Below are 22,086 nucleotides of genomic sequence, written 5' to 3' on the forward strand. Positions count from 1 at the left end.
GAGCATGCAACTTAATTCCACGGAAATTAGCGATCTAATCAAACAACGCATCGAATCTTTCGACGTTGTTAGTGAAGCTCGCAACGAGGGTACTATCGTATCGGTAAGCGATGGTATCATCCGCATCCACGGCCTAGCGGACGTGATGCAAGGTGAAATGATTGAATTACCGGGTGGCCGTTATGCACTAGCACTTAACCTTGAGCGTGACTCGGTTGGTGCGGTAGTAATGGGCCCATATGCTGACCTTAAGGAAGGCATGAAAGTTACAGGTACTGGCCGCATTCTTGAAGTGCCAGTTGGTCCAGAGCTACTAGGTCGCGTAGTAAACACGCTAGGTGAACCTATCGATGGTAAAGGTCCAATCGAAGCTAAACTGACTTCGCCTGTAGAAGTAATCGCACCAGGTGTAATCGACCGTAAATCGGTAGACCAACCTGTACAAACTGGCTACAAATCAGTTGACTCAATGATCCCAATCGGTCGTGGTCAGCGTGAACTTGTAATCGGTGACCGTCAGACTGGTAAAACAGCAATGGCGATCGATGCGATTATCAACCAGAAAGACTCTGGTATTTTCTCAATCTACGTAGCAATCGGTCAGAAAGCATCGACTATCGCTAACGTAGTTCGCAAACTAGAAGAGCACGGCGCGCTAGCTAACACTATCGTTGTTGTTGCATCTGCTTCTGAATCTGCAGCGCTACAATACCTAGCGCCATACGCAGGTTGTGCGATGGGTGAATACTTCCGCGATCGCGGTGAAGACGCACTGATTGTTTACGATGATCTATCTAAGCAAGCGGTAGCTTACCGTCAGATCTCTCTACTACTAAAACGTCCACCAGGCCGTGAGGCATTCCCAGGTGACGTATTCTACTTACACTCTCGTCTACTAGAGCGTGCAGCTCGTGTAAACGAAGAGTACGTAGAGCGTTTCACTAACGGTGAAGTGAAAGGTAAGACTGGTTCTCTAACTGCTCTTCCTATCATCGAAACTCAAGCAGGTGACGTTTCAGCATTCGTACCGACTAACGTAATCTCGATTACCGATGGTCAGATCTTCCTACAAACTGAGCTATTCAACGCGGGTGTTCGCCCAGCCGTTGACCCAGGTATCTCAGTATCTCGTGTAGGTGGTTCAGCTCAGACGAAAATCATCAAGAAGCTATCTGGCGGTATCCGTACTGCACTAGCTCAGTACCGTGAACTAGCGGCATTCGCACAGTTCTCGTCTGACCTTGATGAAGCAACGAAGAAACAGCTAGACCACGGTCAAAAAGTAACAGAACTAATGAAGCAGAAGCAGTACGCTCCAATGTCTGTATTTGACCAAGCACTAGTTATCTTCGCGGCAGAGCGCGGCTATTTAGCAGATGTTGAACTAAACAAACTGCTAGATTTTGAAGCGGCTCTACTATCGTATGCTCGCGGTCAATACGCTGAATTTGCAGCTGAGATCGACAAGTCGGGTGCGTACAACGATGAAGTTGAAGCTCAGTTGAAGAAGCTGACTGACGACTTCGTAGCAACCCAAACTTGGTAATTAGGTCGGTGGCAGTTTCTGCCACCAACTAACGGAGAGTAACGATGGCCGGCGCAAAAGAGATACGTAATAAAATCGGTAGTGTTAAAAGCACGCAGAAAATTACGAAAGCGATGGAAATGGTAGCAGCTTCAAAAATGCGTCGTTCTCAAGATGCAATGGAAGCTTCTCGTCCATACGCTGAAACAATGCGTAAAGTGATCGGTCATGTGGCAAACGCAAACCTAGAGTACCGTCATCCGTACCTAGAAGAGCGTGAAGCCAAGCGTGTTGGTTACATCATCGTTTCTACAGACCGTGGCCTGTGTGGCGGCTTGAACATTAACGTGTTCAAAAAAGCTGTGACAGATATGCAGGCTTGGAAAGAGAAAGGTGCAGAAGTTGAACTGGCAGTTGTTGGTTCAAAAGCGACAGCATTTTTCAAAAGCAGTGGCGCAAAAGTTGCTGCTCAGGTTTCAGGTCTGGGTGATAGCCCAAGCCTTGAAGACCTAATCGGTTCTGTAAGCGTAATGCTAAAGAAATACGATGAGGGTGAATTGGATCGCCTGTACGTAGTGTTTAACAAATTTGTGAATACTATGGTTCAGCAACCAACGATCGATCAATTGCTACCTTTGCCTAAATCGGACAGCGAAGAGATGCAGCGTGAGCATTCATGGGATTACATCTATGAGCCTGAACCAAAACCTCTACTGGACACACTTCTAGTGCGTTACGTAGAGTCTCAGGTTTACCAAGGTGTGGTTGAGAACCTTGCTTGTGAGCAAGCGGCTCGAATGATTGCGATGAAAGCTGCAACGGATAACGCGAGTGACCTGATTGAAGACTTAGAACTTGTGTACAACAAAGCCCGTCAGGCTGCGATTACACAAGAACTGTCTGAAATCGTATCAGGTGCTGCAGCGGTTTAAGCTTAGGTTAAACGAAATAGTTTAGAGGATTAACGATGGCTACAGGTAAGGTCGTACAGATCATTGGTGCGGTAGTCGACGTAGAGTTCCCACAGAGCAATGTACCTAGTGTATATGACGCTCTAAACGTTACGGACTCAAAAGAGCGTCTTGTTCTTGAAGTTCAGCAACAGCTAGGCGGTGGCGTAGTTCGTTGTATCGTAATGGGTAGCTCTGATGGTTTACGTCGCGGAGTTGAAGTGGTTAACACTGGCGCTCCAATTTCAGTACCAGTAGGTACTAAAACCCTAGGTCGTATCATGAACGTTCTAGGTGACGCGATTGATGAGTGTGGTGAGATCGGTGCGGAAGAGCTTTACTCTATCCACCGTGAAGCACCAAGCTACGAAGAGCAATCAAACGAAACTGCACTTCTAGAAACCGGTGTTAAAGTAATCGACTTGATTTGTCCATTCGCTAAGGGTGGTAAAATCGGTCTATTCGGTGGTGCAGGTGTAGGTAAGACCGTTAACATGATGGAGCTTATCAACAACATCGCACTTCAACACTCAGGTCTATCTGTGTTTGCAGGTGTTGGTGAGCGTACTCGTGAAGGTAACGATTTCTACTTTGAGATGCAGGAAGCGGGTGTTGTAAACATCGAGAAACCTGAAGAATCAAAAGTAGCAATGGTTTACGGTCAGATGAACGAGCCACCGGGCAACCGTCTACGTGTTGCTCTGACAGGTCTAACGATGGCTGAGCGTTTCCGTGATGAAGGTCGTGACGTTCTATTGTTTATCGATAACATCTACCGTTACACGCTTGCAGGTACAGAAGTATCAGCACTTCTAGGTCGTATGCCATCTGCGGTAGGTTACCAGCCTACGCTTGCAGAAGAAATGGGTGTACTACAGGAGCGTATCACGTCAACTAAGCAAGGTTCTATCACGTCTGTACAGGCGGTATACGTACCAGCGGATGACTTGACTGACCCATCTCCAGCAACAACGTTCGCGCACTTGGATGCAACGGTTGTACTTAACCGTAACATCGCAGCAATGGGTCTATACCCTGCGATCGACCCACTGGATTCTACATCTCGTATGCTAGATCCATTGGTTGTTGGTCAAGACCACTACGACACAGCTCGTGGTGTTCAGCAGACTCTTCAGCGCTACAAAGAGCTGAAAGACATCATCGCGATTCTAGGTATGGACGAGCTATCTGAAGAAGATAAGCAAGTTGTATCTCGTGCACGTAAGATTGAGCGTTTCCTAACTCAGCCTTACCACGTAGCGGAAGTATTTACAGGTGACCCTGGTGTTTACGTACCTCTTAAAGAGACTCTACGTGGCTTTAAAGGTCTACTAGCTGGTGAATACGATGACATTCCAGAGCAAGCGTTCATGTACTGCGGTTCGATTGACGATGCTATCGAGAATGCGAAGAAGCTATAAGGCTAACTAGGAGGCGATATGGCACCAATAACCTTTCACCTAGACGTAGTAAGCGCTGAGAAACGCATTTTCTCAGGTCGCGTTGAAACGTTTCAGGTGACCGGTAGCGAAGGTGAGCTGGGTATTTTCCACGGCCACACTCCGCTCCTGTCCGCTATTAAGCCTGGTATGGTGCGTATTGTGAAACAGCACGGCCACGAAGAGTTCATTTATGTCTCTGGTGGTATGGTCGAAGTTCAGCCTGGTACTGCTACAGTACTGGCTGATACAGCGATTCGTGGTGAAGATCTAGACGCAGCGAAGGCAGAAGAAGCCAAGCGTCGCGCTGAGGAGCAAATCCAGAATCAGCATGGCGACATGGACTTCGCACAAGCGGCCAGTGAACTGGCTAAAGCCATTGCTCAGCTACGAGTTATCGAGCTGACCAAAAAGCGTCGCTAAGCTCTATTAGCAACGTTGCATGAAAAAGGCGGCCATTTGGTCGCCTTTTTGATTAATTTTAGTAGGAAATTTACATCCCGCCATTAACTATTCCCTTCAAGGTGTTTAAAATAACGCCCAATTAAAACTAAAACGTCAATAGGTTAATCATGAAATTCAGTGCTGTGATCCTAGCTGCGGGTAAGGGTACCCGTATGTATTCGAACATGCCTAAAGTGCTTCACACTTTAGCAGGGAAGCCAATGGCAAAACATGTTATCGATACATGTACTGGCCTAGGCGCACAAAACATCCATTTAGTTTATGGTCACGGTGGTGACCAAATGCATCAGACGCTTGCTGAAGAACCGGTTAATTGGGTACTGCAAGCTGAGCAGTTAGGTACGGGTCATGCAGTTGATCAAGCTTCTCCAAAGTTTGAAGACGATGAAAAAGTACTGATTCTATATGGTGATGTTCCACTGATTTCAGCTGAAACGATTGAAAACTTGCTTGATGCACAACCTACGGGCGGCATCGCGCTATTAACCGTCATGCTTGACAACCCAATGGGTTACGGTCGTATCATCCGTAAAAATGGCCCTGTTGTGGCGATCGTTGAGCAAAAAGATGCGACAGAAGAGCAGAAGCTCATCAAAGAATGTAATACTGGTGTGTTGGTGGCTACAGGCGGTGACCTGAAGCGCTGGCTTGCCGGTCTAAATAACGAAAACGCACAAGGTGAATACTACCTAACTGACGTTATCGCGGCCGCACACGATGAAGGTCGTGCGGTAGAGGCAGTGCACCCAGTAAACGCGATTGAAGTGGAAGGTGTTAACGATCGTGCTCAACTGGCTCGTTTAGAGCGTGCGTTCCAATCAATGCAAGCACAGAAACTGCTAGAACAAGGCGTTATGCTGCGCGACCCAGCGCGTTTCGACCTACGTGGTGAACTGCAATGTGGTATGGACTGTGAAATCGACGCGAATGTAATCATCGAAGGTAAAGTATCACTGGGTGATAACGTAGTGATTGGTACAGGCTGCGTTCTAAAAGATTGTGAAATCGACGATAACACCATCGTTCGCCCATACAGCGTAATTGAAGGTGCAACCGTTGGTGAAGAATGTACAGTTGGGCCATTCACACGCCTACGTCCAGGCGCAGAGATGCGTAACGACTCTCACGTGGGTAACTTCGTAGAAGTGAAAAACGCGCGTATCGGTGAAGGCTCTAAGGCAAACCACCTAACTTACCTAGGTGACGCAGAAATCGGTCAACGTACTAACATCGGTGCGGGTACCATCACTTGTAACTACGATGGTGCGAACAAGTTCAAGACCGTCATTGGCAACGACGTTTTCGTTGGTTCAGACAGCCAACTTATCGCGCCAGTGACAGTTGCGGATGGTGCAACCATTGGTGCGGGTACTACGTTAACCAAAGATGTCGCTGAAGGTGAGCTTGTGATCTCTCGCGCGAAAGAGCGCAAAATTACCGGTTGGCAACGTCCAGTTAAGAAAAAGTAAGCTTAATTCGTTTACTTCAAAAAAACAAAGCCGCTCTTGATGAGCGGCTTTGTTGTATCTGGTGTTGTGAAAGATAGAGTTTAGTGACTTGGGATCGCTATGCGCTTCTCTAACCAGCGCACCGCTTGAGAGACCAAAAGAATCAGTACCAAATACTCTAAGACGAGAAACGTATAGATCTCTAATGGCAAGTACTCATTCACGACCAATTCATTAGCCCGTCTCGTTAAGTCACTTAAACCTATTACGCTGACCAACGAACTCATTTTAAGGATATAAACGAATTGATTCCCCAGTGGAGGGAGAATTTGTCGGAAAGCTTGAGGAAGAATCACCAAACGCATTTTTTGCCAATAGTTTAATCCAAGTGACTCTGCTGCTTCATGTTGGCCACGACTGATAGCTTGGATTCCTCCTCTAAATACTTCTGCCATAAAGGCACTTTCTGCAATGGTTAACGCAATCACACCTGCCCAAAAATGATTCAGTGATACGTCTAGCAGCGTCGGCATGCCGTAATACACCCAAAGCAGCAGTACCAAAACAGGAATAGAGCGGATCACCTCCACATAAACACGGTTTATCCACTTGAGTATTGGAGAGTCAGAGAGCGCGGGTAGGGCGATGAGCAATCCAATCGTCATCGCAAACAACATACTGAGCAATGACACTTGGATCGTGTCATTAAAGCCTGCGACCAAAAATCTGATGTTTGTCAGCCCTTGTTCGGTCGATGGATCAAGAACATACCAGCCCCATTGGTAGTCAGAGCAACCGGTGAGAAAAAGCAATGAAACGAGGCACAGATGTCGATAGTTCACAATTACTCCCTGAACTGACTAAAAAACTTCCTTTGTTGCTGCTATGTTATCAATGAAGCCGTACTAATGGTTAATAATTAAAGGGAATATCTCCCACTCTCATTCTTTTAAGGGAATAGAAAATGAAAAAAACGTTGCTTGCGCTAGGAATGTGCCTGCTTGCGATAACTCAAGTCGCTCATGCAGAAAGTCGTCTACAAGAGATATTGGACAAAGGTGTTTTACGTGTAGGGACGACAGGGGATTGGAACCCGATGACGATGAAAGATCCTGCGACCAATAGTTATCGTGGTTTTGATATCGATGTCACCGCTGAGCTTGCTAAAGATCTGGGCGTTAAGGTGGAATACGTTGCGACCGATTGGAAAACACTGGTTAACGGTATCACGGCCAACAAATACGATATTACAGGTAGCGCGTCATTGAATATGTCACGCGCAAAAGTAGCAGGTTATAGCCAACCGTATTTTTATCTTGCGTTTGTACCTGTGGTGCAAAAAAAAGATCTAGCAAAATTCTCTGATTGGGCAGACTTCGATAAGCCAGATGTGAAAGTAGCAGCGACGCTGGGAACGGTTCAAGAGAAGTTGGTCAAAGACTTCTTTCCATCTGCGCAGCATATTGTGATTGAAGCGCCAGCACGTGACTTCCAAGAATTGCTAGCTCGCCGTGCCGACGTATCGGTAACATCAAACGTAGAAGCGGCCACGCTGGTGGAGAAGTTTAAACAGTTGGCGATTGTTCCAGTCAAAGAGCCGCGCAAGCCAACCCCAATTGCGATGCTCTTGCCTCAAGATGACCAAGTATGGATAAATTACATCAACCACTGGGTTGAGCTTAAGAAGACTCAAGGCTTCTTTAAGCAAACTGCTGAAAAATGGGGCTTGAAGAGTATGTAAGCTCTTACTCTTAGCTATCCTAGAAAAACAAAGAGCCGCATAGTGCGGCTCTTGTTTATTGCTTTATAGACTGAGTTTGAAGGTGTTTTAAAGCTCGTCTTCACTCACCACACGAGCATTGTCAGGTGTCGTGAAGTGCTGAGACAATTCACGGTTAGATAGAATGTAACCCATCCACAGACCACCCATACAAATCACAATCGCAACACCGGTCACCATTTGAGCTTGGCTCGCCATTGCTGCAACAAGTGCGCTTGATAGGCTGCTCACGGTAATTTGCAGGCTGTTTTGTAGGCCAGCAGCCGTAGCAGGACTTTGCTGAGCACTTGCTAATGCGCGGTTTACTACGATTGGATAAAGTGCACCGTTAGCAACCGCAATCAAACAGAATGGCGCTAGGATTGGCCAGATAGAGGTCAGTTGCCATTGTGACGCAGCGAAGATAAGCAGTGCAGCAACACTAAACAGGCCAATCAACTGACGCAGAATCTTCTCGTCACCGTATTTGCGAACGCCAACCTTACCTAAGTAACCACCCACCATGAAGGCGATAGTTTGTGGAATAAAGCTTAAACCAATGTCTTTTGCTTCATAGCCAAGTTGAGACATGATCTCAGGCATACCGGTTAAGTAAGCAAAGAAAGCCGCAGACGCAGTAGCAAACATAAACACGTTACCTAGGTAAGCTTTAGAACCTAGTAGTGATTTGATGTCTGAAGACATACTGGTTTGTTTTGCCTCTACTTTTTCATCTTTCTGAGCCATAGTTGCTACAACGAGTAGTACACCCATTAGCGTCAATGCAACAAAAATACTGTGCCAGCCAAAGCTGTCTGCCAATAACACACCTAATTGAGGTGCGAGTGCTGGTGATAGCGCAACCAAAGGCATAATGGTGGCAAAAATTTGCTGGCTTTGGCTAGAGTGACGTTTAATCACCATCGCTTGCCAGATCACCGCAGGAGCACAAACACCAATCGCTTGAACGAAGCGCAGTGCGAGTAGTTGCCATACTTGCTCACTGAACGCGAGACCAAATGAGGCTATGGTAAACAGAACCAAACCTGCGGCCAACGTATTACGATGTCCAAATTTGTCTGAAGCCAAGCCCCACATCAACTGACCAAAAGCCATACCAACAAGAAATACGGTCAGAGAAAGTGCGATTTGTTCAGGGCCTGTAGCAAAATCGATTTCCATTGCTTTGAATGCCGGTAAGTACATATCGGTAGCAATAAAGCCGAGCATTGATAAGGCTGCGAGATAAACAAGCTGTAGTTTTGAGATTTTCATGATTCAACCAATCAAATTATTTAATCATTTATTGTTCAGTATCAGTTAGCGCTAACCCTGATTTATTTACCTCGCCATTCTATTTTTCGATTTTAAGAAAATAAAACGCTAAAATTATTGGTTATCAATCAAATTTTTTGAAGGGTCGATATTCATGTTCTCAAAATCTTCGTTGGAGATGCTCGATACGGTTGCTCGCTTGGGCAGTTTTACTGCGGCTGCCGAAGTGTTGCATAAGGTGCCGTCGGCGATCAGTTATGGCGTACGTCAAGTGGAACAAGAACTGGATGTGGTGCTGTTTCGCCGCTTGCCGAGAAAGGTAGAACTCACGCCAGCGGGAGAACTTTTTATTGCTGAAGCGCGTTTATTATTGAGACAGATGGCAGAAGTGAAAGCGCAAACTCGACGTGCAGCTCATGGCTGGCAATCAACGTTGAAGCTCACGTTGGATAACGTGGTCAAGCTCGACAAGCTCAAACCTTTGGTTGAAGACTTTTATCGAGAGTTTGAATTTGCAGAGCTGCAAATCAACATGGAAGTATTTAATGGTTCTTGGGAGGCTATCGCTCAGGAACGAGCTGATATCGTGGTTGGTGCTACTTCTGCAATTCCTGTTGGTGGCGATTTTGAAGTCAAAGATATGGGCGTACTCGATTGGGCATTCGTAATGTCTCCGGCTCATCCTTGCGTTCGTCAGCAGATACTTACCGAAGAATTTGTCAGTAAATTTCCGGCTATTTGCTTAGATGATACGTCAAACGTCTTGCCAAAACGTCACACTGGGCATTATCCGAAACAACGACGTTTGCTTTTACCTAATTGGTACAGTGCGATTGAGTGTCTAAAAAATGGGGTCGGCGTAGGATACATGCCACGACATATCGCTATGCCACTTATTAATGATGGTGTACTGGTAGAAAAAGTGCTGCCGGATGATAAGCCGCTGAGCCAGTGTTGTTTGGTGTGGCGTAAGGACGATAACCATAAGTTGATTCAATGGATGGTGGATTATCTTGGCTCGTCAAGTCAACTTCATCGAGATTGGCTACAACATTCATAAAATTGAAAATTGACCGAAACACGTGTTGACAATGTAGTCAATTCATTAAAAATCGAAACAAAGTTCGGTAAATTTAGGATGAACGATTATGTCAAAATTAGTGGATAGAAAATGGCAAATCTTACCGATCATCACATTGTCTGTGTTTATGTTGGTGGGGTTATACGGGTTTTATATAACGCTTGAGCGTTCAGTGCATGATTCTGTGCAGCGAACAACGGAATCTCTGCTTACCGATGTTATCTATGAAATTAAGGAAGATGCTCCGAGCTTCGCTCACGATTCTGATATCGATGATTATATCGGTGACTTAACGCAAGCTGATGCAGATGCTCGTATTCAAGTACTTGATGAGCAGGGCACCGTTGTCGGAGATACTGCGCTGTCAGACCGCGCTTTAATTGGACTGGAAAGTCACAGCGACCGACCTGAATTTGTCCAAGCTTGGGAGAATGGGTCTGGCTACGACGTACGCTTTAGTGAAGTGTTGTCTGTTGATCTGTTTTACGTCTCACGCAAGGTTGTTATCGATTCTCAAGAGTTCGTCGTGGTACTCGCCGTACCGATGCATCATTTGAAAACCATGACATCACAATTGATGGCGATCTTAGGTGTAATGGTGGTACTGAGTATTGGCTTTCTTATCGCAACCTCGATTTTTAGCCATCGTCAAATCATCCATAAAGTATCCGAAGAGCAGAAAAAACAAGATGAGCGCATTCGTCAGCGTACATTGGAAATTGAGTTAATGCATCGTTTGGCCAATATGCTGGCAGCATGTAACAATTTGATTGAAGCTCAGATGGTCGTAGAGGATATCGTCCCTCGTATTTTGGGTAAGGTGAATGGCAGTATTTCTCTGATGCGCTCTTCAAGAAACCAGTTAGTCACGCAACTAGATTGGGGGGATAGCTGGCCAGGAAGTCGCTCATTTGCTCCTGATGAATGCTGGTCACTGCGTAAAGGTCGCAGTCACTTATCGATTGAGTCATTCCATAACTTAACTTGTGAACATATGGCATCGATCGAAAATAACCAAACGCTGTGTATTCCTCTAACTGCACACGGCAATACCATCGGTATCATGCATTTGTATTTTGGCCAAGGTGAGATTGAAGTTGATGAGATGACCATGCAGTTGTCGTACAGCGTGGCGGAACATTTAGGCTTAGCATTAGCGAACTTGAGTCTCCAAGAGAAGTTACGTTCTCAGGCGTTGAGCGATCCGTTAACGGGGTTGTACAACCGTCGTTTCTTCGAGCAAAAGCTCACGGAGCACGTAAACAACTCAGCGACCAGCACAGAAGCCATGTCGCTATTGATGCTTGATCTCGACCATTTCAAGCGCTTTAACGACAACTTTGGTCATGATGCCGGTGATTACGTATTGAAAGAGATCAGCGCGCTATTAAAACGCACCGTCTCTGAAGATGAAACAGCCTGTCGTTTGGGCGGGGAAGAGTTAGCCGTGATTCTGCCTCATTGCGATATGGCTTCGGCAACGGATTATGCACAGAACATAGTGGATCAGATCCGTGCTTTACACCTAGAGCACAAAGGTTTGTCACTAGGTCAGTTAAGTGTCTCGATTGGTGTCGCAACTTATCCTGAGCCTGCTTCTGATATCGAAGTGTTAGTGAAGATGGCTGATAAGGCGCTGTATCTTGCGAAAGACCAAGGCAGAGACCGTGTCGTTAATTATCAACAATACAGCGAGTTTAAGACGCCAGAGCCAGATGCGGCGGAAATCACATTGGTTCAACGTTAATAAAAAATCCCTCGTCATGGCGAGGGATTTTTGTATAGCTTGATGTCGGCTACGACAAGAAAAACTTATAAGACGGGTTGTCCGTTTCGTCTTTACATTGATAGCCAAGTTCGCGTAAATGCGCGGAAAACTGAGCTAAGTCGCTTTCATCTAACTCGAAACCACATAAAACGCGTCCGTAGTCGGCACCGTGATTACGGTAGTTGAACAAGCTGATGTTCCAATGAGTACCTAAAGTGCTTAAGAACTTAAGTAGCGCACCTGGGTATTCTGGAAACTCAAAGCTATACAGACGTTCTTTGAGTGGTTTAGACGGCTTACCGCCAATCATGTAGCGTACGTGTAACTTCGCCATTTCATCATCGGACAGGTCAACCACAGGGTAACCACCATCACGTAAATCGCGAATGATATTTTCCAACTCTTCTTGACCGCCTTGCAAACGAACACCAACAAAGATATTTGCCAAAGCATCATCGTTGTAACGGTAATTAAACTCAGTGACCGCTCGACCACCAATCAAGTTGCAGAACTCAAAGAAAGCGCCTTGACGTTCTGGAATCGTAACTGCTAATAAACCTTCGCGCTTTTCACCCAATTCGCAACGTTCTGATACGTAGCGCAAACCATGGAAGTTGGTATTCGCACCAGACAGCACGGTACCAAGGTTTTTGCCTTCTAGTTTGTTCTGCTCAGCAAACTTCTTTAAACCCGCTAGAGCAAGCGCACCTGAGGGCTCTGCAATCGCGCGCGTGTCTTCAAAGATGTCTTTGACTGCTGCGCAGATTTCATCACTAGAGACCGCAATATGGCCATCAATGTACTTTTGGCATAGACGGAAAGTTTCTTCACCAATGCGCTTTACCGCAACACCATCGGCAAACATGCTGACTTGATCGAGCACGACGGGCTCGCCTGCATCTAATGCAGCCTTTAAACAAGAAGAATCTTCCGGCTCAACCGCAATGACTTTGATTTCGGGCATCAGTTGCTTGACGAGTACCGCCACGCCAGCAGCTAAACCACCACCTCCGACAGGGACAAAGATATAATCAAGGTGGCCATTTTGTTGCAGCATTTCCATGCCGATGGTGCCTTGACCTGCAATCACCAGTGGATGATCGAAGGGAGGGACAAAGGTGTACCCGTTTAACTCGGATAGACGCTCTGCCTCGGCTTTTGCCTCATCAAAGTTACTGCCATGCAAAACGACATTACCACCAAAACCACGTACCGCATCCACTTTGATGTCTGGTGTGGTCTTTGGCATAACAATCGTCGTTCGGATACCAAGTTTAGTACCAGAGAGAGCCATACCTTGCGCATGGTTACCTGCTGATGCTGCAATCACGCCCGCGTTTTTTTGCGCTTCGGATAAGCTTGCCACCATATTGTAGGCGCCACGTAGCTTGAACGAGTGCACTGGTTGACGGTCTTCACGTTTGATCTGCACATTGTTACCAATGCGTGCAGCAAGGCGCGGCATCTCTTGTAAAGGGGTGACGGTTGCCACTTCGTACACAGGAGCGCGCAAGATCTGGCGCAGATAATCTGCACCAGACTGGTTTTCCTGTTTTAAGGGAAAGGGTTGACTCATAAAGCTAGCCCTCGAGCTTAGATTTATCTCGCACTGCACCTTTGTCAGCACTGGTTGCCATGCTTGCGTACGCCTTCAAAGCAAAAGAGACTTCACGCTGACGGTTCGCTGGCTTCCAGCCTAGTTCGTCTTGTTTTGCTCGACGTGCAGTAAGCTCTTCTTCTGAAACATCCAGTGAGATAGAGCGGCTAGGAATATCAATGGTGATGATGTCGCCATTTTGAACCAAGCCGATAGTACCTCCACTGGCTGCTTCTGGAGAGGCGTGACCAATTGAGAGGCCTGATGTACCACCAGAGAAGCGACCATCTGTCAGTAGCGCACAAGACTTACCAAGGCCCATCGATTTTAGGTACGTGGTTGGGTAAAGCATTTCTTGCATGCCCGGACCACCTTTCGGACCTTCGTAGCGAATAACAACGACTTCACCCGCTTTTACCTTGCCACCTAAAATACCATCAACAGCAGAGTCTTGGCTTTCAAAGACGATTGCAGGACCTTGGAACTTAAGGTTTTCTTCATCTACGCCAGCGGTTTTCACAATACAGCCATCCACTGCGATGTTGCCAGACAGAACGGCTAGGCCGCCTTCTTGGCTAAAGGCGTTTTCTTTTGAACGGATACAACCGTCTACGCGATCGTCATCAAGGCGATCCCAGCGGCAATCTTGAGAGAAGGCTTGAGTTGTTCGGATGCCCGCAGGACCAGCACGGAAGAACTTAAGGACTTCTTCGTTTTCCGTTTGCATGATGTCGTATTCAGCAAGTTGTTGCTGCATCGTCATGCCAAGCACTGTGTGTGTATTGCCGTTTAGCAAGTTTGCACGATCAAGTTCACCCAAGATCGCCATGACACCACCAGCACGGTGCACGTCTTCCATGTGGTATTTCTGCGTTGACGGTGCCACTTTACAGAGGTGTGGAACGCGACGAGACATTTCATCAATGTCGTTCATGTCGAAGTCAATTTCACCTTCCTGTGCGGCTGCTAACAGGTGCAGAACCGTATTGCTAGAGCCGCCCATTGCGATGTCCAGTGCCATTGCATTTTCGAAGGCTGCGCGGTTAGCGATATTACGTGGTAGGGCTGACCCATCATCTTGTTCGTAGTAACGGCGAGTTAGTTCAACCACGCGTTTACCTGCGTTAATGAATAGTTGCTCGCGGTCAGCGTGAGTCGCCAACATTGAGCCATTACCTGGCTGAGACAGACCCAATGCCTCTGTTAGGCAGTTCATCGAGTTTGCGGTAAACATGCCTGAGCATGATCCACATGTTGGACATGCGCTGCGTTCGATCTGTTCGCTTTGTTGATCAGAAACGGTTGGATCGGCACCTTGGATCATTGCATCAACAAGATCTAGTTTGATGATCTGATCGGAAAGCTTGGTTTTGCCTGCTTCCATAGGACCGCCTGAAACAAAAATAACCGGAATGTTTAGGCGCATTGCAGCCATCATCATTCCCGGAGTGATTTTGTCACAGTTAGAGATACACACCATTGCATCGGCACAGTGCGCATTCACCATGTACTCAACAGAGTCGGCAATCAGTTCACGTGAAGGCAGTGAGTAAAGCATGCCACCGTGGCCCATTGCGATGCCGTCATCGACTGCGATAGTGTTAAATTCTTTTGCGATGCCGCCGGCTTTTTCTATTTCACCGGCAACCAATTGACCCATGTCTTTTAGGTGTACGTGACCCGGAACAAATTGAGTAAATGAGTTCACAACGGCGATGATTGGTTTACCGAAGTCTTCATCTTTTACGCCAGTAGCACGCCAAAGAGCACGTGCACCCGCCATGTTACGACCATGTGTGGTGGTAGCTGATCTATATTTTGGCATTTCTTAATCCTTCTTACTTCTGTTCTGGGTACACATAGTCTAACCAGCCCCACTTGTCTTCCGTGGTGCCGTTAAATAGGCCAAAGTAGGCCGCTTGCAGTTCTTTAGTGATTGGGCCGCGTTTACCGGTGCCCACTTCAATTTTGTCGATGGTTGCCACTGGTACAACTTCAGCTGCGGTACCAGTCATGAAAACTTCATCGGCAAGGTAAAGAGCTTCACGAGCAATGTTTGCTTCACGTACTTCATAGCCTTTGTCGCGTGCAATCGTCATGATCGAATCACGAGTAATACCTGGCAGAATCGCACTGGTTGCTGGTGGCGTGATGATGACACCATCTTTGATAACAAAGATATTCTCACCCGCCCCTTCAGATAGATAACCATCGACACTTAGTGCGATGCCCTCGTCATAACCGTGACGGCGAGCTTCTCCACCCACCAATAGTGAAGATAGGTAGTTACCGCCTGCCTTAGCCGCAGTTGGGATGGTGTTTGGTGCTGCACGATTCCAACTAGAGATCATGGCATCAACACCAGCTTCTAGCGCTTCTTCACCTAGGTAAGAACCCCAAGGGAAAGCAGCAATGATGAGTTCCATTTCAGTGCCTACTGGCGGGCATACGCCCAAGCCAACATTACCCACAAAACCTAGTGGACGGATATAAGCGCTATCGAGTTTGTTTTGGCGAAGTGTTTCGCGTGTTGCTTCCATGATTTCCTCTACAGAGAAAGGGATAGGGAAGCGGTAAATTTTTGCGGAGTCTTTTAAACGCTGTGCATGCTCACGATGGCGGAAGACAATTGGTCCTTTTGGGGTGTTGTAGCAGCGTACGCCTTCAAAAACAGAGGTGCCGTAGTGCATCGCATGAGTCAAAACGTGTACGTTTGCCTCTGCCCATGGAACCATCTCACCATTAAACCAAATGAAATCTGCGGTTTTCGTTGCCATTTATTGCCTTCCTTATGCGCTCACGTGTTGTTGTAGGTTGTGATTTGGGAGTTCGTCATTGCGAATTTTCAGTACCTCGACGGTACGGATATCCCACAACTTTTCAATTTGATTAACCAAGAACGAGATTGGTCGGTCACTGTCGACGATGATCTCTACGCTGGCGACTTTGCTTTCGTGGTTTTGCGTCGCCGCAACTTGTTTGATCACAAAGCCTCGATGACGAATCACACGAAGAACGCGCTCTAACAGTACCGGTTTGTCATCGGCTTTGATGTCGAGTAAATATCTGTCCATGTGATTGTCTCCTAAGTATTTTCCAACATGTCACTGTTGGATGCGCCTGGTGGCACCAATGGCCATACGTTCTCTTCTTCATCGATTAAAACGTGAAGCATGTAAGAAGTCTTACTTTCTAGCATCTCTTTGAGAGCCGGTTCGACTTCTTCTTTCTTGGTGATGGTTTTACCCGGGATATCGAACGCTTTTGCCAGCATCACGAAGTCTGGATTGTCATCAAGAATGGTTTCGCTGTGGCGGCCGTCAAAGAACAGCGACTGCCATTGGCGAACCATGCCAAGACGTTGGTTATTAAGAAGGACAATCTTTACTGGAATCTGACGACGCTTCAGCGTGCCCAACTCCTGCACGTTCATCATAAATGAACCGTCACCTGTAATAAGGATAGACTGATCATCAGGACGTGCGACAGCAGCGCCCATTGCAGCAGGTAAGCCAAAGCCCATCGTACCTAGACCAGCAGAAGTAATGAAGTTTTGTGGGTTACGCGGTTGGATATGTTGCGCTGCCCACATCTGATGCTGACCTACGTCAGTCGACACGATCGAGCTGTCCGGCATCATGTCAGACAGCTGTTTAAGTAACAGAGGAGCGTAAATTAACTCGCCTGGGTGGTCGTAACGCCATTTAAAACCGCTACGTAGACTTTCACTGTGGTGAACCCACGGTGAGATATCTTGTGTTAACTCTAACTGAGGAAGAATGGTATTGATGTCACCACGCAATGGCGCATTTGCATGACGCAGTTTGTGTATCTCTGCCGCATCGATGTCGATATGAATGACCTTGGCATGGGGTGCGAATGTATCAAGCTTACCCGTTACTCGGTCATCGAAACGAGCTCCTACCACAATCAAAAGGTCACTCTCTTGTACAACAAGATTGGCCGCTTTAGTGCCGTGCATACCCAACATACCAAGGTAGTGTGGGTCATGGCGTTCAATGGTACCCAGCCCTTTCAGAGTGCTTACTGCTGGCATAGGGTTTAGGCGTAGAAATTCACGAACGGCATCTGTTGCTTTAGCAAGTTGAACACCGCCACCTACGTACAAAACAGGGCGAGTTGAAGCGGCGAGAACTTCTTGTGCGCGTTGGATGTCTTCATCGCGGACTTGTGGGATGGCTGGTGGAACACAGGGAGGCAGAAGTTCAGTTGGTGCTTGAGCAAGTTGAACATCTTTAGCGATATCGACAATAACTGGACCTGGGCGGCCTGTTTTCGCTACTTCGAACGCTTCGGCAAGCGTTGGGGCAAGGTCTTCGATGTCAGTCACTAGGTAACTGTGTTTGGTACAAGAGAGGGACATTCCGATCACATCCATCTCTTGGAAAGCATCGGTACCGATATGAGAACTGGCAACCTGACCGGTAATGGCGACAAGTGGCACGGAATCTAGGAAGGCGTCGGCAAGGCCAGTAACAAGATTGGTGGCACCAGGTCCAGAAGTAGCCATACAAACTGCTACGTCTTGTGTCGCGCGGGCCATTCCTATAGCGGCCATTGCGGCCCCTTGCTCATGACGGCATAAGATGTGTTCTACACCACCATCATATAGCGCATCGTAGATTGGCATGATGGCTCCACCAGGATACCCAAACACCGTCTCGATGCCTTGCTGTCTTAAAGCGGCTACGACAAGTTGTGCACCGGTCATCGTAAACCTCCTTTGCTACGTTGTGGCTCGTAGCTATCGCCATGTGTTTCGCACTTCATGTGCACTCCCATTCTTCCCGTTAAGCTGTCTAAGAGTTAGACAGATGACAACATGTAGTTGTAAAAAAACCCCCGGACTTTTCAGTGCGGGGGTTTTTTGTAATTTGTGGTTATTTTTCGCCCACATTCCCCCGCGCGGTGTCAATAATGACCACGATAATCAGGGCTAGCAGTGAGTTGATGTGAGCGAATATGTTCATCTGTCTGTCGTTCTTTTTTCGTTAAAAAGTATTGTGTAATGTTCTACGAAAATGTTTGCGTCACTAGTGGTAACACACAAATCTGCTGCATGACAAGCAAAAAGTCATTCTTTTTTCACATTAAGTACCCATCTGGACAGGCTATATAACATATCCATATAGAAAACATCTGCTTATATAGCGTACAAAAATTTGAGGAAATTATGGGGCTGGCAATCATTCATAGTCGAGCAAGTGTGGGTGTGCAAGCGCCATCGGTAAGCGTGGAAGTCCACATCAGCAATGGGATGCCGGGCTTTACACTCGTCGGTCTACCAGAAACAACAGTAAAAGAATCTAAAGATCGTGTCCGCAGTGCGATCATTAATTCCAACTTCCAATTTCCTGCCAAGCGAATCACGGTAAATTTGGCCCCAGCAGATTTACCCAAGGAAGGTGGGCGCTTCGATCTACCGATTGCATTGGGAATTTTAGCCGCTTCAGAGCAAATCGCGACAGATAAGCTTAAAAACTACGAATTTGTTGGCGAATTGGCACTTTCTGGCGGATTAAGGCCCGTAAAAGGCGTCTTACCCGCCGCGCTGGCCGCAAATAAAAGTCAGCGTCATTTAGTTGTGCCCCATGCCAACGGTGATCAAGCCGCTTTGGTGGGGAAAGAACAACATAAATCCGCGCAGTCTTTACTGGAAGTGTGCGCTGAGCTTTGTGGTCAGCATAAGTTGGAATTACACCAAGCACCAAAGCGTAATGTCGTCGAAAAGCATGGTCGAGATCTGCAAGACATCATTGGACAGCAACAAGGTAAACGTGCCTTAGAGATAGCGGCGGCAGGTAATCACAACTTACTTTTTCTTGGCCCTCCCGGAACGGGTAAAACCATGTTGGCTTCACGACTGTGTGATTTATTGCCTGAGATGACCGATGAAGAGGCGATGGAAACGGCATCAGTAGCGTCGCTAACTCAAAGTGAAATCAATGAACATAATTGGAAAACACGCCCGCTGCGCAGCCCGCATCATTCTAGTTCAATGGCGGCATTGGTCGGGGGAGGCTCAGTGCCTAGACCCGGTGAAATTTCATTGGCGCATAATGGACTGTTGTTTTTGGATGAGATGCCAGAGTTTGATCGCAAAGTACTCGACTCTTTAAGGGAGCCATTAGAGTCGGGGGAGATCATTATTTCACGTGCGCAGGGTAAAACCCGTTTTCCGGCTCGATTTCAGTTGGTCGGAGCGCTCAACCCGAGCCCTACGGGTTATTACGAAGGTAACCAATCTCGCACAAATCCACAGGCGATTTTGCGTTATCTTGGTCGATTATCAGGGCCGTTGCTTGACCGATTTGATATGTCGTTAGAGATTCCTGCACTGCCGAAAGGTACGTTAGCTGAAGGAGGTGATAGAGGTGAGCCAACCTCCGTCGTAAAACAAAGGGTCAACTTAGCCAGAGAGAGTATGTTGCAACGCAGTGGTAAGGTAAATGCCCTGCTGGGGAGCCGAGAAATTGAAGCTTTCTGCCCATTACAAAAATCCGATGCGGAATTTTTAGAGAATGCGCTGCATCGTCTTGGGTTATCGATTCGTGCCTATCACCGGATTATCAAAGTTGCGCGGACGATTGCTGATCTGGAGGGCTCAGCAGCGATTGAACGAACGCATCTTGCAGAAGCGTTAGGGTACAGAGCGATGGATAGATTGCTCAAGCAGTTAACCGCACAGGCGGTATAGAAGCTATTTCGCAGCGAGTCTGGTTTGTACTCGCTGCAATATAAGGGTTAGAAGGTGTAGTTTAAACCGACCGACAACAAGTACTCTTTTTCATCATAAAAAGTAATGTTGGAATCCGTACTGCTATAACCTGCTAGTGAGATGAAAGACCAGTTGTCCCAATCAAATACATTTTTGTACTCGTATGCAGCAAACAAACTTAACTTATCATCGTTGCGAGTTTTACCAAACGTCGCGCTTGCTGATTCAAAGTCTTTGACCGTGTAGCCGGCAGTTAAGGCAACACGATGTCGATTGATAAACTGGAACCAACTTAAGTCTAATCCATAAGAGTTAAAGGATTCTGCGTCGCCATCTGCATCATGATAAATGTAAGTAAATGCGGGTTGTAGCATCGATGTGCGGCTGAGTGGAATTCGATAGTCACCTTTGATGTGGTAGATCTTAGCATCACGGGCCAGTGATGGATCGGTCACGGTGTCTTTTTCTACGTCTTTGTCTGCGTAAGCCAGATCAAGATTAAAGTTATCGTCTAAAAAGCGGTTGATCTGGAAACGAAAGGCGTTGCCACCCTCATCTGTGGTTTTTCTTTTTTGGTTGGTTAAGTAAGGGTTTTGCCAGGTTTCCCCTTCCAAAATGGTCGGTAAATACGAGAAATCGAGCACAGTGCCTGAATCTAATTGGTATTTATAGCCCAATTGGAATGCCAAAGTACCTATAGCGATATCGGAGCGTGTCGTACCTGCATACACTTGGTGGTTAAGTCGGTGACCGAATGTATAAGCTGCGTTGCCTAGAGGGGCAGCAATGAAAGAACTGTCGCTCTCGGCGCTTTCATTGAGAGAGTTAATTGTGCTGCTGTTATCCGTATTAAAGTGGGATTCAGATGAGACGAAGCCAGCATTTAATGAAACTTCGCCGCTAAAACCTGCGGTCTCTGCTAGTTGAGCCTGAGCTGTGCTGACGATAAAGGCCAAAGGCAGTAAGGTTAGCCTTGGATTCATTCGCGTTCTCCTTGTTTGTCGAATGAAGAATATTTGTTTGAGCGGTGGTCCAGTTTTACATTGCAACAAATCTGACCATTCTTACAAATGTTCCAATATGGCAATGGATTCGTATAATTACACGCTGTTTTATTGCTCACGCGCACAAGTTATCGATTGGTTACCATGTTGGCATATTTGTTACTCATTTTTAACGCTTCCTTTGTGATTATAAATTCTGCGATTTGTTCCATCGCAATTTGTATCATTGCTATTTTTAAGCTTTTGCTTCCAACAGCAAAGCTCAAAGCTAAGGGGACAGAGGCGGCCAATAAAATGATGTGGGTTTGGGCCACCATCAACATGGGTATTCTTGCCTTATTCAATCGCGTTGAATGGGATATTGAAGGCGGTGAAAACCTAAAGAAGGATGGTTGGTACCTCTTGATCAGTAATCATCTTAGTTGGACTGATATTGTTGTACTGTGTTGCGTGTTTAAAGATCGCATTCCGATGCCAAAATTTTTCCTCAAGCAACAGCTATTATATGTGCCTTTTATCGGAATGGCTTGTTGGGCGCTGGATATGCCGTTTATGCGTCGTTATTCGCGGGAGTTTTTGATTCGTAATCCACACAAACGTGGTCAAGATTTGGCAACTACGCGCCGTTCGTGTTCAAAATTCAAACATACTCCGACCACAGTAGTGAACTATGTCGAAGGGACTCGTTTTACCCAAGAGAAGCAGCGTAAGAGCCGTGCCGGTTACCAATACTTATTACAGCCTAAGTCAGGTGGTATCGCATATACATTAGCGGCAATGGGTGATCAGTTTGAGAGCATTATCGATGTGACATTAGCTTACCCAGAAAACACAGATAAACCATTTAAAGACATTTTGATGGGCCGTATGACCAAGATTGTGGTGCGTGTGAACGTGTTGCCTGTGGATGAGAAGGTATTGGGGGATTACTTCAATGATAAGCCGTACAAGCGCCAATTCCAGCAATGGTTAGGCGAGGTTTGGCAAGAGAAAGATATCTTGCTGCAAGACATTCATAAATAATCTGAGCTAAAGT

The 22,086-nt window shown here is 46.7% G+C and carries 18 protein-coding genes; 10 read left to right on the forward strand and 8 right to left on the reverse strand.

All coding sequences use genetic code 11. The features are described from left to right. Positions 1 to 4: 4 nt before the first annotated feature. The 5 genes from atpA to glmU all read left to right on the forward strand — a co-directional run bounded on the left by atpA (position 5) and on the right by glmU (position 5,848). Positions 5 to 1,546 (forward strand): F0F1 ATP synthase subunit alpha, encoded by a 1,542-nt coding sequence (gene atpA, locus L1076_RS24410; protein ID WP_038870189.1) that lies wholly within the window; start codon positions 5 to 7, stop codon positions 1,544 to 1,546. A gap of 44 nt (positions 1,547 to 1,590) precedes the next feature. Further along, a complete protein-coding gene (gene atpG, locus L1076_RS24415; protein WP_038870188.1) occupies positions 1,591 to 2,457 on the forward strand; it encodes a F0F1 ATP synthase subunit gamma in 867 nt (288 codons plus the stop codon). Positions 2,458 to 2,492: 35 nt separating this feature from the next. Continuing rightward, positions 2,493 to 3,896 (forward strand): F0F1 ATP synthase subunit beta, encoded by a 1,404-nt coding sequence (gene atpD / locus L1076_RS24420; RefSeq protein ID WP_038870187.1) that lies wholly within the window; start codon positions 2,493 to 2,495, stop codon positions 3,894 to 3,896. An 18-nt stretch (positions 3,897 to 3,914) separates the two neighbouring features. Next, on the forward strand, positions 3,915 to 4,337 hold the full coding sequence (locus tag L1076_RS24425) for a F0F1 ATP synthase subunit epsilon (protein ID WP_005429758.1): 423 nt from the start codon (positions 3,915 to 3,917) through the stop codon (positions 4,335 to 4,337). Positions 4,338 to 4,486: 149 nt separating this feature from the next. Then, positions 4,487 to 5,848 (forward strand): bifunctional UDP-N-acetylglucosamine diphosphorylase/glucosamine-1-phosphate N-acetyltransferase GlmU, encoded by a 1,362-nt coding sequence (gene glmU / locus L1076_RS24430; protein ID WP_042602390.1) that lies wholly within the window; start codon positions 4,487 to 4,489, stop codon positions 5,846 to 5,848. Positions 5,849 to 5,928: 80 nt separating this feature from the next. Here the strand turns inward: glmU and L1076_RS24435 are convergent, their stop codons facing one another. Beyond that, positions 5,929 to 6,669 (reverse strand): amino acid ABC transporter permease, encoded by a 741-nt coding sequence (locus L1076_RS24435; protein WP_038870185.1) that lies wholly within the window; start codon positions 6,667 to 6,669, stop codon positions 5,929 to 5,931. A gap of 122 nt (positions 6,670 to 6,791) precedes the next feature. Between L1076_RS24435 and L1076_RS24440 the strand changes: the two genes are divergently transcribed. Continuing rightward, positions 6,792 to 7,568, forward strand: a complete 777-nt coding sequence (locus L1076_RS24440; protein ID WP_045422210.1) for a transporter substrate-binding domain-containing protein — start codon at positions 6,792 to 6,794, stop codon at positions 7,566 to 7,568. Between the two features lie 87 nt (positions 7,569 to 7,655). Here L1076_RS24440 and punC read toward each other — a convergent pair whose 3' ends face one another. Continuing rightward, on the reverse strand, positions 7,656 to 8,861 hold the full coding sequence (gene punC, locus L1076_RS24445; RefSeq protein ID WP_038870183.1) for a purine nucleoside transporter PunC: 1,206 nt from the start codon (positions 8,859 to 8,861) through the stop codon (positions 7,656 to 7,658). 154 nt (positions 8,862 to 9,015) lie between these two features. On the opposite strand from punC, the gene punR reads away from it, so the two are divergent. Both punR and L1076_RS24455 read left to right on the forward strand, forming a co-directional pair. After that, positions 9,016 to 9,921 (forward strand): DNA-binding transcriptional activator PunR, encoded by a 906-nt coding sequence (punR, locus tag L1076_RS24450; RefSeq protein WP_038875201.1) that lies wholly within the window; start codon positions 9,016 to 9,018, stop codon positions 9,919 to 9,921. An 88-nt stretch (positions 9,922 to 10,009) separates the two neighbouring features. After that, complete coding sequence (locus L1076_RS24455; RefSeq protein WP_042605548.1) at positions 10,010 to 11,689, forward strand: sensor domain-containing diguanylate cyclase; 1,680 nt, start codon at positions 10,010 to 10,012, stop codon at positions 11,687 to 11,689. 49 nt (positions 11,690 to 11,738) lie between these two features. On the opposite strand, the gene ilvA is transcribed toward L1076_RS24455, so the two are convergent. Genes ilvA through ilvG form a run of 5 tightly spaced genes read right to left on the reverse strand, consistent with a single transcriptional unit; the run spans position 11,739 to position 18,039 of the window. Further along, the gene (gene ilvA, locus L1076_RS24460) at positions 11,739 to 13,286 is read right to left on the reverse strand and encodes a threonine ammonia-lyase, biosynthetic (RefSeq protein WP_038870180.1); all 1,548 of its coding nucleotides are present in this window, start codon (positions 13,284 to 13,286) and stop codon (positions 11,739 to 11,741) included. A gap of 4 nt (positions 13,287 to 13,290) precedes the next feature. Next, on the reverse strand, positions 13,291 to 15,132 hold the full coding sequence (gene ilvD, locus L1076_RS24465; RefSeq protein WP_237304654.1) for a dihydroxy-acid dehydratase: 1,842 nt from the start codon (positions 15,130 to 15,132) through the stop codon (positions 13,291 to 13,293). 13 nt (positions 15,133 to 15,145) lie between these two features. After that, positions 15,146 to 16,084 (reverse strand): branched-chain-amino-acid transaminase, encoded by a 939-nt coding sequence (gene ilvE, locus L1076_RS24470; protein WP_039975997.1) that lies wholly within the window; start codon positions 16,082 to 16,084, stop codon positions 15,146 to 15,148. A gap of 12 nt (positions 16,085 to 16,096) precedes the next feature. After that, positions 16,097 to 16,381, reverse strand: a complete 285-nt coding sequence (gene ilvM / locus L1076_RS24475; RefSeq protein ID WP_005440786.1) for an acetolactate synthase 2 small subunit — start codon at positions 16,379 to 16,381, stop codon at positions 16,097 to 16,099. An 11-nt stretch (positions 16,382 to 16,392) separates the two neighbouring features. Further along, positions 16,393 to 18,039 (reverse strand): acetolactate synthase 2 catalytic subunit, encoded by a 1,647-nt coding sequence (gene ilvG, locus L1076_RS24480; RefSeq protein ID WP_038870177.1) that lies wholly within the window; start codon positions 18,037 to 18,039, stop codon positions 16,393 to 16,395. A 462-nt stretch (positions 18,040 to 18,501) separates the two neighbouring features. Between ilvG and L1076_RS24485 the strand changes: the two genes are divergently transcribed. Then, a complete protein-coding gene (locus L1076_RS24485) occupies positions 18,502 to 20,025 on the forward strand; it encodes a YifB family Mg chelatase-like AAA ATPase (protein ID WP_039975999.1) in 1,524 nt (507 codons plus the stop codon). A 47-nt stretch (positions 20,026 to 20,072) separates the two neighbouring features. On the opposite strand, the gene L1076_RS24490 is transcribed toward L1076_RS24485, so the two are convergent. Next, complete coding sequence (locus L1076_RS24490; RefSeq protein ID WP_038881678.1) at positions 20,073 to 21,029, reverse strand: DUF2860 domain-containing protein; 957 nt, start codon at positions 21,027 to 21,029, stop codon at positions 20,073 to 20,075. A gap of 165 nt (positions 21,030 to 21,194) precedes the next feature. Here L1076_RS24490 and L1076_RS24495 point away from each other — a divergent pair, with 165 nt between their 5' ends. Continuing rightward, positions 21,195 to 22,073 carry an acyltransferase gene (locus tag L1076_RS24495; protein ID WP_237304655.1) on the forward strand — a complete coding sequence of 293 codons (879 nt, stop codon included), beginning with the start codon at positions 21,195 to 21,197 and terminating at the stop codon, positions 22,071 to 22,073. The last annotated feature ends 13 nt before the right edge of the window (positions 22,074 to 22,086 follow it).

Origin of the sequence: Vibrio sp. MMG023 (assembly GCF_021654215.1) — a bacterium.
GTDB lineage: Bacteria > Pseudomonadota > Gammaproteobacteria > Enterobacterales > Vibrionaceae > Vibrio > Vibrio jasicida.

Coding starts and splice junctions, on each gene's coding strand:
- atpA (WP_038870189.1), top strand. CDS start 5: ATGCAACTTAATTCCACGGAAATTAGCGATCTAATCAAACAACGCATC.
- atpG (WP_038870188.1), top strand. CDS start 1,591: ATGGCCGGCGCAAAAGAGATACGTAATAAAATCGGTAGTGTTAAAAGC.
- atpD (WP_038870187.1), top strand. CDS start 2,493: ATGGCTACAGGTAAGGTCGTACAGATCATTGGTGCGGTAGTCGACGTA.
- L1076_RS24425 (WP_005429758.1), top strand. CDS start 3,915: ATGGCACCAATAACCTTTCACCTAGACGTAGTAAGCGCTGAGAAACGC.
- glmU (WP_042602390.1), top strand. CDS start 4,487: ATGAAATTCAGTGCTGTGATCCTAGCTGCGGGTAAGGGTACCCGTATG.
- L1076_RS24440 (WP_045422210.1), top strand. CDS start 6,792: ATGAAAAAAACGTTGCTTGCGCTAGGAATGTGCCTGCTTGCGATAACT.
- punC (WP_038870183.1), bottom strand. CDS start 8,861: ATGAAAATCTCAAAACTACAGCTTGTTTATCTCGCAGCCTTATCAATG.
- punR (WP_038875201.1), top strand. CDS start 9,016: ATGTTCTCAAAATCTTCGTTGGAGATGCTCGATACGGTTGCTCGCTTG.
- L1076_RS24455 (WP_042605548.1), top strand. CDS start 10,010: ATGTCAAAATTAGTGGATAGAAAATGGCAAATCTTACCGATCATCACA.
- ilvA (WP_038870180.1), bottom strand. CDS start 13,286: ATGAGTCAACCCTTTCCCTTAAAACAGGAAAACCAGTCTGGTGCAGAT.
- ilvD (WP_237304654.1), bottom strand. CDS start 15,132: ATGCCAAAATATAGATCAGCTACCACCACACATGGTCGTAACATGGCG.
- ilvE (WP_039975997.1), bottom strand. CDS start 16,084: ATGGCAACGAAAACCGCAGATTTCATTTGGTTTAATGGTGAGATGGTT.
- ilvM (WP_005440786.1), bottom strand. CDS start 16,381: ATGGACAGATATTTACTCGACATCAAAGCCGATGACAAACCGGTACTG.
- ilvG (WP_038870177.1), bottom strand. CDS start 18,039: ATGACCGGTGCACAACTTGTCGTAGCCGCTTTAAGACAGCAAGGCATC.
- L1076_RS24485 (WP_039975999.1), top strand. CDS start 18,502: ATGGGGCTGGCAATCATTCATAGTCGAGCAAGTGTGGGTGTGCAAGCG.
- L1076_RS24490 (WP_038881678.1), bottom strand. CDS start 21,029: ATGAATCCAAGGCTAACCTTACTGCCTTTGGCCTTTATCGTCAGCACA.
- L1076_RS24495 (WP_237304655.1), top strand. CDS start 21,195: ATGTTGGCATATTTGTTACTCATTTTTAACGCTTCCTTTGTGATTATA.